Annotated in this window: 7 protein-coding genes and 1 pseudogene; 2 read left to right on the forward strand and 6 right to left on the reverse strand. The window is 66.2% G+C overall.

What is annotated here, in order from left to right; genetic code table 11:
- Positions 1 to 346: 346 nt before the first annotated feature.
- The 5 genes from VEB62_RS11320 to galA (VEB62_RS11335) form a co-directional block, all read right to left on the reverse strand.
- Positions 347 to 1,003: a hypothetical protein gene (locus VEB62_RS11320; protein WP_324799487.1), complete on the reverse strand. Its 657-nt coding sequence runs from the start codon at positions 1,001 to 1,003 to the stop codon at positions 347 to 349.
- Between the two features lie 904 nt (positions 1,004 to 1,907).
- The gene (locus VEB62_RS16730) at positions 1,908 to 2,123 is read right to left on the reverse strand and encodes a helix-turn-helix transcriptional regulator (RefSeq protein ID WP_414642038.1); all 216 of its coding nucleotides are present in this window, start codon (positions 2,121 to 2,123) and stop codon (positions 1,908 to 1,910) included.
- A gap of 83 nt (positions 2,124 to 2,206) precedes the next feature.
- Positions 2,207 to 2,620 (reverse strand): hypothetical protein, encoded by a 414-nt coding sequence (locus VEB62_RS11325; RefSeq protein WP_324799489.1) that lies wholly within the window; start codon positions 2,618 to 2,620, stop codon positions 2,207 to 2,209.
- The gene (locus VEB62_RS11330; protein WP_324799492.1) at positions 2,617 to 3,849 is read right to left on the reverse strand and encodes a tyrosine-type recombinase/integrase; all 1,233 of its coding nucleotides are present in this window, start codon (positions 3,847 to 3,849) and stop codon (positions 2,617 to 2,619) included. The genes VEB62_RS11325 and VEB62_RS11330 overlap by 4 nt, the downstream gene beginning before the upstream one ends.
- A 342-nt stretch (positions 3,850 to 4,191) precedes the next feature.
- Positions 4,192 to 7,062 carry a beta-galactosidase GalA gene (gene galA / locus VEB62_RS11335; RefSeq protein WP_324799495.1) on the reverse strand — a complete coding sequence of 957 codons (2,871 nt, stop codon included), beginning with the start codon at positions 7,060 to 7,062 and terminating at the stop codon, positions 4,192 to 4,194.
- Positions 7,063 to 7,330: 268 nt separating this feature from the next.
- Between galA (VEB62_RS11335) and VEB62_RS11340 the strand changes: the two genes are divergently transcribed.
- Positions 7,331 to 8,950, forward strand: a complete 1,620-nt coding sequence (locus VEB62_RS11340; RefSeq protein ID WP_414642039.1) for a DUF5597 domain-containing protein — start codon at positions 7,331 to 7,333, stop codon at positions 8,948 to 8,950.
- Between the two features lie 64 nt (positions 8,951 to 9,014).
- Entirely contained in the window at positions 9,015 to 11,531 is a 2,517-nt protein-coding gene (gene galA / locus VEB62_RS11345) for a beta-galactosidase GalA (RefSeq protein WP_324799501.1), read from the forward strand.
- 162 nt (positions 11,532 to 11,693) lie between these two features.
- On the opposite strand, the pseudogene VEB62_RS11350 reads toward galA (VEB62_RS11345), so the two are convergent.
- A pseudogene (locus VEB62_RS11350) lies at positions 11,694 to 11,950 on the reverse strand (sugar MFS transporter); the annotation flags it as partial.

Genomic DNA, 11,950 nt, shown 5'->3' on the forward strand with positions numbered 1-11,950 from the left:
TATCGCCTTGATTCCGGAACAGAAATATCATTTGACGTCGATGTACGCGGCCGGTTCCAGATTGATCCGATTCATGCTGGCGATGAGGTCGAAGTGAGTGTTGGTATTCCCTTTTGGGACTGCTCTGACATTTCCACAACAAGTGGCGATACAACTTGGAGTCCGTGGACAAGCATAAAAGCGCCGTCCTAAGTTAGTCGTATGCGGGTGAGATTGATCACAACGATCCGGTGACCTTGATCGATCCGACGGGAATGGCGCAGGCGCAGGCCCGTGATGGTCCCGTGGTGGTATGCGGTAGCCGGGGATGCGTTCGGTCGTAGGAATGCGCCTTCAGGTTCGTTGCCTAGCGAATGTCGTGATCCGCTCGCCCCCTCATCTCGATCACGTCGCTGGCGCCGGTCAGAGAGTAGACATACTCCGCCTGACTGAACCGGAACCGGTTGGCCTGCCCGGCCAGTGTGTAGTGCGCTTCCATAACGACTTCGCGGGAGGTGAAGCTCGGTGACGCAGCCCGCAGGATCTTGCCGCCGGTGCCGACTGCCCGGAAGTTCGCGCCCGCGCCCGAGACCGCGTCCGACACGTATGCGGCGTAAGTTCTTCGCATAACCGGGAACAGCTCGCGTTGTTTCTGGATCAGAATCCGCTTGAGCTGGTCCTTGGCGGCGACGGCCTGGCTGGAAACGGGGATAGCGCCTTCCCGCGCCGCGTCCTCGACGATGCGAATATCCATCGCGGCCTGATCGAAGACGCGGATGGTGCTGGCGGCCGCTTCCATGTCCGAGACATCGCGCGTTGTAATCGACTCCAGATTGGTGATCATTTGCGGCGCTGACGCTGGGAAGGCCGCGATCTGTTCAGCCAACCTTCGCTGCTCCATGGCTTCATAGCGACGTGCAGCGTCCGCCTTTTCCTTGGCTGTCGGCTCACGCGAACCACAACCCGCCGATCCGACGACCGAGGCGCCAGCCAAGACCAGGAATCCGAGCTTGAGACTTTTCAATGTGGCCACTCCCCTTGGTGATCGGGGAGTTGGAAAGCCTCACGAGGTAAAGCCGCACACGCCTTTAGGCTTTCACCCTGGACATACGCGTGTGCCTCCCCGACCGCAGGGTCAGAGAGTGCTTTGACGGCAGCACTGAAGCCGCCTCGTGAGGGGTTTCCACGCCCCAGAACCGCCGACGCGGCTCCGCAACCAACCTAGGCTGGCAGACGCGTGATTGTCGAGCGACGAGAAGCCATTTGTAGGCAGGCGCTGCAAGGACCGGCTCCCGGTCGCCACGCCACCGGAAAGCCGGTTCAAACCAGGCGGGCCGGGACGGAAATTAAAGGTGGGTTCAGACAAGCCCAAAAAACCACAGTCGAGGCCGCAGAAGGGCTTGGGCGGCTTGGGTTTGGTGAGCATCGGCTCAGCGCCCCTGAGCTATACCTTGAGGGCACCCTCGCAGGCTCCCCCGGTGCTTGATTTGCTTTGCGTCTTGAAGCGGCTTTGCCGCTCCTTCGCCGGTTAGTCGGCTGCGCCGCAGCAAGCTGCGACTTGCCTAGGACGCCTGGCTGCGCCAGTCGCACCGCCGCCTTGTTTCTTCTGATCCCAGGAGCGGAATGGAAGCTGAAGCTGAGGGCTCAAGTCGACCATTCCCCGGCGCCGGGCGCCGGGGGCGGACTGAACTCGGAGCTGCCTCAGGATCGTATATGGAGGGCCTACGCTTCGTGCTCCCGACCTGACGACGCGTCGGTCGGGCTGGTGGCTACTATAACGGCGATGCGTCTCGCCGGTGACCGCGCTTCCACCTTAAGTCTGCGCTTCGGTTATGGTCACTTCCCCATGGTGCCGTACGATCAGCGCCCCACCGGTCTTTTATTTCCCGACGACGCTGAAAGCCGCGCTGGCCGCGGATGAGGGGTTGTTACTGCAGGCCGACGGCCGCGAGGGCTCGACGCAGTTCGCCCACATTCCAGACTGTGGTTTGAGGGCCGAGTTTCCTGGGGCGAGGGATGATGCCCCGCTTCACCCAGCGCCAAACGTTCGAGGCCGAGGTCGAGTAGAGTTCCGCCACCACAGGTAAACGGACGAAGGCCTGATCGGAGAGGGTATCGAAATGTGCAGCCGGCCCTTTTGACATGCGTCGCTCCTCGTTGAGAGGGCGAAGACATGAACAGCGATCCCGGATGTGTCAGCAACTTCCCAGCGCAAGTTGTCAAACAGCTATTTGCGCCGCCTCGCCACATGTGACCGGAGAGCGTCGAGCAATGCCTCCCGGGTTTCAAACCCGGGCAATGTGAGGTGCTTTTTGAGAGTGGCCTGGATGGTGCGGCGTTTGTAGCCGGTGGCGGCCTCCGCCTCGACGATCGCCGCCTCCAACGGCCCGCCGTTCACGATCTGCTGCCGAAGCACCCATGTCGCGATCGCAAGGTGATCAGCGATTTTCTGTTCCCGACGGAAAGCTGCCTTGTTGGGCCGGACGGCACCGATCAGGTAGTCCGCGATGAAATCGCGTTCCTCTTGCGATAACTCCGCACCGCTCCGCAGGCGCTCCGCCAATCCGTCCAGGTCGCCGAGCTTCGCCCGAGGGAGAGCCGTGACGGCATCCAAAGCACCGAAGCGAATTCTCCCGGTCATTGCCCGCGCACTTTGAGGAGGGCGATTTTGGAAGGCACAGCGTTTTCGCAGAAGCGCGACCAGTCCTCGGCAAGCCGGCGGCGCTTCTCGAACAGATCCCCGCGGCGATAGGCGGCTTCAACCGTGCTTCCGACGGCATGGGCGAGCGCCATCTCGGCGACCTCGTTGCTGTGATTGGTGCATTCGGCGACCCAGTCGCGGAAGGTCGAACGAAAGCCGTGCGGGACGGCGTTCACCTCCATCCGGCGAAGCACCGCGGAGAGGGTCATGTCAGACAGTTTACCGCCCCTGGGAGCCGGGAAGATAAGATCGGATCCGGCTATCCTCGGCTGAGCCGCCAGAAGCTCCAGGGCGGCCGCAGAGAGCGGAACACGATGCTCGCGCCCGGCCTTCATCCGGTCAGCGGGAACAATCCAGATCGCTTGCGGAAGATCGATCTCCGACCAGCAGGCCCCGCGGACCTCACCCGATCGCGCGGCCGTCAGGATGGCGAAATGCAGCGCCGAAGCGCCCACGCCGCCCTGGATTCTCAACCGCCTCATGAAGGCAGGAATATCTTGATAGGGCAGAGCCCGGTGGTGAACGGATTTGCTGACCTTGCCGGGCTTAGGAAGCACCTTGTCGAGCAGGCCTTTCCAGCGCGCCGGGTTCTGGCCCTCCCGCAAGCCCCGCACCGCGGCCCAGTCCAGCACCTGTTCGATCCGACCCCGGACCCGGCTCGCCGTCTCGGTCTTCTCGCGCCAGATGGGATCGAGCACCTTCATGACGTGGGGCATCTCCACATGGGCTACAGAGAGGTCGCCGATCACAGGGTGAGCGTAGCGCTCCAGAGTGCTTGTCCATTGAGCGCGATGCTTGGCGTTCCTCCATCCTGCTTCGTGAGATGCGACAAAGGCTTGGCAGGCCTGCCGGAAGGTCATTGCTTTCGACGTCTCGGCCTTGAGGGCGCTCTTTGCAGCCTTAGCCTGCTCGACGGGATCATCGCCCTCGCGGATCAGGGCGCGGGCCCTGCGAGCAGCGTCCCGGGCTTCAGCGAGGGGGACGTCGGGATAGCCGCCAAGACCCATGTCTCGCCGACGTCCTCCGATCATGGCGCGAAGGATCCAGGATCGCCCGCCGGTTGGAAGCACCTGCAACGCCAGTCCGGCAACTCCACCGACGAAATGAAGACCGGGACTTTGAAGTCGACCGACCGCGAGGGCGCCTAGTTCTTTGGCCTTGCGAGGCATCTCAACCCATTCATAAACCCATCAACGATGATGCGATGAGGTGAGACGAGTTGCAACGGGTAGTAAGGGCGCGACGCCGATAGATCGAGAATATTCAGAGGGATACGTTGCGGGAGGCGACAGGTCGGTGTTCGATGCAGGCGGACTCCGTCTCCGCCAGAACCTCCCGAGAAATCCGGGGCTCCGCAACGGGTTGGGCCGCGACGGCCGGATTGGCTCGCGATCCGTCCCGGAAGCGGGTCCGCGCGATCAACCGCCGGTACGGCGGGGCCGGGATTTTCGGACAACCTGGTCTCACAGCCGGGGCCATGGCTGACACCTGCCCCGGGGAACCGTCTGCTTTCAGGGCAGGCGCGCCGGGTCGGAGGCGCGCACGGTCACGACGTCGAGAAGACCGGTCGGCCGGCCCCGGACCGCCTGAAGCCGGATCACCAGGGATCGCTCCCCTTCGCGGGGGGGAAGCGGCACGGAGAGCTCGGCGCCGGGCCGGGTGTCGGCGACCTTGACGCCATCCAGCCACACCTCGCCGGCGGAGGTGACGCGGCCAAGGGCTATCACGCCGCCCCGTCTCTGGACCGCTGACCATGGCGTGAGGGTCGTGCGGTAGATGACGAAGCCATCGCTGTCGCCGGGGGGCAGGGTGGATCCGGGCTGCAGCCACTGCCAGCTGTTCTGGTCGCTGTCGGACGCAACCCAGTCCATGCCGGGCAGGGTCGGGCTGACGGGCGACATCCGCCAACCCTCGACCGTCATGACGGGTTCCGCGAGGGGCACGGACAGGGGCGCGGCTCCCGGATCGAGCGCTATCGACAGCCGCGCGGGTTGCAGACCGTCGGCTTCTGCGCGCAGGACCAGCGTCCTGGCGGCGCCCACGGGGCTCCTGACCACGACCTGCGCCAGGCCGTTGAACAGGCTCCGTCGATCGCCGGTCTCGGGCTCGTGGCTGTTCGGATCTCCGTTGCCCAGGCCGAGGATTTCGCCATTCTCGATGGAGAAGCGCACCATGGTGTTCGCCGTGGGCACGGGCCGGCCCCGACTGTCCAGGGCCTCGACGGTCACCGGCGTCACGTCAACGCCGTCGCGGGTCAGCCTCGACCTGTCAGGGGTCAGTCTCAACCGGGCGGGCGCCCCTGTCGTCTCGACCGAAGCGACGCTCACGCGCGCGCCGCGGACGAACCCGACGGCCTCAAGTTTCCCTGGCTCGTACGGCGCCGTCCAGCTGTTCATCAGGTAGGGATCGACGACCTGCCGTCCGAGGCTGCGGCCGTTCAGCGTCAGCTCGACCTCTTCGGCGTTCGAGAAGGCCATGATCTTGATCGGCTCGCCCTCGCGGCCCTGCCAGTTCCAGTGAGGCAGCAGGGCCAGCACGGGCTCAGTCCTGACCCACTGCGCACGGTGCAGATGGAAGGCGCCCTTTGGAAATCCGCAAAGATCCATGGCGCCGAAGAAGCTGGATGCGCTCGGCCAGCCGAATGGCGACGGCTCGCCCCGGTAGTCGAATCCGGTCCAGACGAAGGCGCCGGCGACAAACGGCCGCTCGGCGATCATCTTCCAGGCGTCCCGGTGGGTGGCTCCCCAGTCGGACGCCATGGTGTCGTCCTCGGCCATGACATGGGCGTCCAGATCCGTCTCCCAGGCGCCGCGGGTCTGGAAGGCGCTGGTGTCCTCGGTCGAAATGATCGGCAGGTCGGGGTGGGCGGCGTGGAAGGCGTCGTAGCGATTCTGCTGATAGTTGAACCCCATCACATCGACCGCGTGGGAGACGTTCACCGGCGTGAAGATGCCGTCGTTCATCGCCGCCGTCACCGCGCGGCGGGAGTCCAGCGCCTTGACCGTCGCGACCATGCGCCGGACCATCTCGTAGCCCTGTTCGGTGCCCTGCATCGGTTCTTCATTGAAGACCGACCAGAGAAAGACGCAGGCGCGGTTGCGGTCCCGCCGGACCAGCCACTCGAGTTGGCCGATGAAATCCGGGCTGGGGTTGAAGACCCGGTTTTCGTTGAGAACCAGCATTCCGAGCCGGTCGCACGCGTCGAGCAACTCGGGCGCCGGCGCATGGTGGGAAATGCGTATGGCGTTGCATCCCATCGCCTTGAGCCGCCGGATGCGAAACTCCCACAGGCTGTCCGGCACCGCGACCCCGACCCCGGCGTGGTCCTGGTGGACGCAAACGCCGTGGATCTTCATGTGCCGGTCGTTCAGATAGAACCCCGTATCGGGATCGAAGCGGAAGGTCCTGAGTCCCGTCTGGACGGAGGCCTGGTCACGCTCGGCGCCGTCCACGAACAGCCGGGCCTCGACCGTATAGAGATTTGGGTCGTCGACAGACCAAAGCGCGGCGTCGCCCAGCGACAGCTCGGTTTCCGCCGTCTGCGAGCCAAGGGGCTGCACCGCCGTCCGGGCCTGCCCCCGGGACACGATGCGGCCGCCGCCGTCGCGGATCGTGACGTCCACCACGGCGTCCGCGGCCTGTTCGGCGATGTTGTTGACGGTGACCTGCACGGGCACGGTCCAGCCGCCGTCGGCATTTCGTTGCGGGTCGGCGTAGATGCCGTCGGTCGCGATGTGGACGGGGTCCCGGCTGACCAGCCTGGCGTGGCGATAGAGCCCGCCGCCTTCGTACCACCAACCCTCCATGGCATTGGCGTCGATGCGGATCGCGAGGCTGTTCGTCAGCGTGCCGTAGCGGGCGAACGGGGTCAGGTCGATATTGATGCCGTTGTAGCCGCTGAAGTTGCGGTCGACGACGGTGCCGTTGAACCAGACGGTCGCGTGCGTGGCGGCCGCGCCGAGCTGAAGCTCGAGGTGGCGGCCCCGTTCGCTTTCGTCGAGGCGGATGGTCCGGCGGTACCAGGCCACGCCGCGCCGCCGGTAGCCCTGGGACAGGTTGGCGTCCTGCTCGAACGGCTGGGCGACGACGAAGTCGTGAGGCAGCCTGACCTCGTCCCACTGCGAGTCGTCGAAGTTGGTCGATGCGGCGCCCCAGGCGTTCCCCGCCTTGGCGTTGGCGTAGGTCCAGCCGTGTCCTCGCACCTCGGGCATCGGGATATCGCCCTCGTGAAAACGCCAGCCCTCATCCATGTAGCGACTGTCGCGCGACCGGATGACGGGGTCGGGCGAGAGAGCTGACGCGGCCGCCGCGGGAAAGGCCGCGAGCCCGGCCCCAGCGGCGCTGGAAAGAAGGACGGATCGTCGGGTGAAATTTCCACTCATGAAAAATGTTTCTCATCCGAAATGGAAGTTGTCGAGGCCGTAGCGACGCTATACTCTGACAAAATGGCCGGTGGCGCTCCAGTGGGCGGCGTTGGAGGGAGGTCGAGGCATGTCTGTCGCGTCGAATGCGAGGTCCGGGTCGACGACGGCCGGTGCGTTCGCCGGGGGTGAATCCGCTGTGCCTCCGGACCATCGGCGGGCGACCGCGACCGGCCGGTTCAACGCCCACGCCCGCGCTCTGCTGATGGCGGCGTTCGTCCTGCTGGCGATGGCGGGGGGGCTGCTGGCGCCGTCCCCGACCCTTGCCGACGAGCCGCCCCTGCCGCGCATCGTCGAGCAGGATGGGCGTCATGCCCTGTTCGTCGACGGCGCGCCGTTCCTGATGCTGGGCGCGCAGGTCAACAATTCGAGCAACTACCCGGAGATGCTGCCGGAGGTCTGGCCGGTGATCCGCCGGATTCAGGCCAATACGGTCGAGGTCCCGATCGCCTGGGAGCAGATCGAGCCGCGGGAAGGCCAGTTCGACTTCTCTTTCCTCGACACGCTGCTGGCGCAGGCGCGACAGAATGACGTGCGGCTGGTGCTGCTGTGGTTCGGGACCTGGAAGAACACCTCGCCCAACTACGCCCCCGCCTGGGTCAAGCTGGACAATGAGCGCTTCCCCCGGATGATGACGGCCCAGGGCGGCACCCATTATGCGCTTTCGCCGCACAGCCGCACGACGCTGGAAGCCGACAAACGCGCCTTCGTGAGACTCATGCGGCATCTGGCGGAGGTGGATCGCCAGCACACGGTCATCATGGTCCAGGTCGAGAACGAGCCAGGCTCCTATGGCAGCGTGCGGGACTTCTCTCCCCAGGCCCAGGCGCTGTTCGATGGACCGGTCCCCGCCGCCCTGCTCGAGCGGCTGGGCAAGTCCCCGGGAAACTGGCGGACGGTGTTCGGGACGGACGCCGACGAGTTCTTCAACGCCTGGGCCTTCGCCAGCTACATCGGCGAGATCGCCCAGGCCGGCAAGGCGGTGAAGCCCCTGCCGATGTTCGCCAACGCCGCCCTGGCCGCGCCCTTTGGCCGCCAGCCCGCGACCACCTACGCCAGCGGCGGTCCGGTCCATCATGTGATCGACATCTACAAGGTCGCGGCCCCGGCCCTCGATCTGGTGGCTCCGGACATCTATCGCCGCGACCACGCGAGCTATCTCGCCTATCTCGACCACTACCAGCGGCCCGACAATGCGCTGTTCGTGCCGGAGACCGGCAACGACGCCGAGTTCGCGCGCTACTTCTTTCCGGTCGTCGGGCGAGGCGGGCTCGGCTTCGCGCCCTTCGGCATGGACGACACCGGCTACTATAATTATCCGCTGGGATCCAAGTCGCTCGACGACGAGATTCTCGAGCCCTTCGTGCGCAACTACGGCATGTTCCGGCCCATGGCCCGCGAGTGGGCCGCCTGGGCCTTCGAGGGAAAAACCTGGGGCGCGGCCGAACCCGACGATCCGGCGGCCGAGCATACCCAGGTCATGGAGCTCGGGCCGTACAAGGCCGTTGCGACCTTCGGCCAGTGGCAGTTCGGCATGGACAAGCCCACGGGCAACCCCCAGCCGTCCGGCGGCGTCGCCATCGCCCAGCTCGGACCGGATGAATACCTGGTCGCCGGCTTCCTGACCCGCGTCAGCTTCCAGCTGGCGTCGCCCACGCCTGGCCAGGCGATGCTGTACGAACGCGTGGAAGAGGGCCGCTTCGAGAACGGCCGCTGGATCTTCAGGCGGGTGTGGAACGGGGACCAGACCGACTACGGCCTCAACCTCACCGACCGGCCGCGGCTGCTCCGGGTCAAGCTGGCGAGCTACCAGGGCGCCGCGGTGATCCCGGTCGGCAATCCGAACTGACGGGGCAGGGTGGGCTGCGAGGACGCCAGGGCGACCGGAAGGCCTTCGACCAGGGACGAGCAACATGATCAACCGCCGCAAAGCTCTGACGCTGCTCGGCAGCCTGCCCGCCGCCGCCCTGCCCGCCAGAGTCGCAGCCGGATCGCCGGGGATCGCTCCACCAGATGCGGCCGGGGCCGGCGGCGCGCGCGAGCGCATTGCGCTCGACGCGGGCTGGAAATTCCATCTGGGCGACGCGCATGAGGTGGATCGCGATTTCGGCTTCGGCGCGATGCAGCGCACCTACGCCAAGCAGGGCTTTGGCGTAGCGCATGTCGCGTCGCCGGATTTCACCGACATCCAGTGGGGGAAGGCGAACTTCGACGACAGCGGGTGGCAGGATGTGATCCTGCCCCACGACTGGGCCGTTTCGCTTCCATTCACGCCCAATGAACGGTTCACGGCCACCGGGCCCGGAAGCCAGGATCCGCGCAACGGCCATGGCTTCAAACCGCTGGGCCGTGAGTATCCGGCCACGAGCATCGGCTGGTACCGGTACAAGTTCGACCTGTCGCCAGCCGACGGCGGCAAGCGGCTGACGCTCGAGTTCGACGGGATCTTCCGCGACGCGCTCATCATCGTGAACGGCTATGTGATGGAGCGTAACGAAAGCGGCTATGCGCCCTTCGGCGTCGACTTCACCGATGTCGCCAATCTGGATGGCCACAACCTGATCACGGTCCGCGTGGATGCGACGCTGGGCGAAGGCTGGTTCTATGAAGGCGCCGGCATCTATCGCCGCGTTCACCTGGTGAAGACGGCGTCCGTTCATGTTCCCCAATGGGGCGTGGTGATCCGCGGACGCGCGGACGGGCACGTGGACATCGTCACCCGGCTCCGCCACGCGGACGACAGGGCCACCGACGCGGTGATCGTCTCGACCGTGCTCGATCCGGACGGCGAGGTCGTCGCCGGCGAGCGCTCGCCAGCCACGGGGCTGACCCCGTGGGGCGAAGTGGCGGTGCCGCAGACGCTGAGCATCGCGTCGCCGCGCCTCTGGGATGTGCACCGCCCCGCACTGTACACACTGCGCACCGCGATCGAGGTCGAGGGCGTCGTGGTCGATCAGGTGGAGAACCGCTTCGGCCTGCGCGACATCAGGTTCGATCCCGATCGCGGCTTCTTCATCAACGGCCGTCCGGTCAAGCTGCGGGGCGCCAATATCCATCATGACCATGCGGGCGTCGGCTGCGCGGTCACCAGGGAGCTCAATCGTTTCCGCCTGGAACGCATGGTCGAGATGGGCTGCAACGCCATCCGCTGCTCGCACAATCCGCAGTCGGCGGAATTCATGGACCTGTGCGACGAGATGGGCCTGCTGGTCATGGCGGAAACCCGCCAGATGATCTCGAGCGAGGAGGGGCTGGACCAGCTTGAGCGGCTCGTGCTGCGCGACCGCAACCGGCCGGGCGTCATCCTCTGGTCGATCGGCAATGAGGAGCCGCATGAGGGCAGTGTGCGCGGCGCCCGGATCGCGCGGACGATGATGCGCACCGTGCGCAGGCTCGATCCGACCCGGCTGATCGGCGCGGCGTTCGACAACAGCTTCACCAAGCCGGGAGCGCTCAGCACCGAGCTCGATTTTGTCGGCGTCAACTACAACCCGCCCGAACTGGTGAAGGTGCATGAGACCTTCCCGGACAAGATCGTCATCGCCAGCGAGACGGGATCGAGCATCGGCACGCGCGGCATCTATGTCCGCGACGAAGCGCGCCGCCACCTGCCGGCCTATGACAACGAAAAGGTGCCGTGGGGCCAGTTCGCGCACGAATGGCTGCCCGATGTCGAGGGCAAGCCCTATGTCGCCGGCGGCTATGTGTGGACGGGCCTCGACTATCATGGCGAGCCCTCGCCCTTCTACACCTTCCCCAGCGTCGGCTCGCAGTTCGGCGTTTACGACAGCTGCGGCTTTCCGAAGGACACGGCCTGGTACATCCGGGCCTGGTGGCGGCCGGACGAACCGCTCGTCCACCTGCTCCCGCACTGGAACTGGGCCGGGCGCGAGGGACAGCCGATCGACGTGTGGTGCTACAGCAACCTCGAGGAAGTCGAGCTCAGGCTCAATGGCAGGAGCCTTGGCCGCAGGAAGGTCGAGAAGTTCGGCTACGCCACCTGGCAGGTTCCCTTTGCTCCCGGCAGGCTGGAGGCGCGCGGATTGCGTCAGGGGCGCCAGATCGCCAGCTCAATTCGCGAAACGTCCGGCGCGCCCGCCGCCTTGAGGCTTTCGGCCGTGCGCGGCGACCTCGTGGCGGACGGGCAGGACACCGGGATCGTGCGCGTCTCCGCCGTGGACGCTGCGGGCAGGTCCGTGCCGACCGCGGAGCTGCAGGTGCGGTTCGCGCTCACCGGCCCGCTCTGGTTGGCCGGCACGGGCAATGGCGATCCATCCAGTCTCGAGATCGAAACCGGGCCGACGCGCCGGCTGTTCAGCGGCCTGGCCCAGGTGCTCCTGCGTACCCGTCCCGGCGAAACCGGCAGGGCGCGCCTCGTCGCCGAGGCCGATGGCGTCCGTCCGGCGCAGCTGGATTTCACGCTGGGATAGATGCTCCCGCGCTTCTTCGTCGTGGTCCGAAGTCCGGGTGAGGATCAGATGGCGGCGCCCGTCGCCGGCCGAAATGGGTGGCGTGACGGCGCCGCCCCCAAGCGCCCCGGACATCACCATCCCCGGCGGGCTCCAACGCCGTGGCGCCCGCCACCCACGCGCTCAGGTTTCTGCTGACAGGGCCGTCTCCGCCGACGGGACCTCCACGCTGGCGGGTCGGCTTCCCCGTATGGCGTAGAAGAGGACATAGAGTTCGCAGGCGGCGGTGAGCAGGAAGGACAGTTGCAGGCCGACGGTGTCGGCCAGCCATCCCTGGACGATGACCAGGGCTCCGCCGGCGATCGCCATGAGCCGGAGGCGGGAGCCTTCCTCGGTGAGGGGGCCCAGGCCGCGGATGGCCAGGGTGAAGATCGTCGGGA

The organism is Brevundimonas sp. (genome assembly GCF_035626975.1).
Taxonomy (GTDB): Bacteria; Pseudomonadota; Alphaproteobacteria; order Caulobacterales; family Caulobacteraceae; genus Brevundimonas.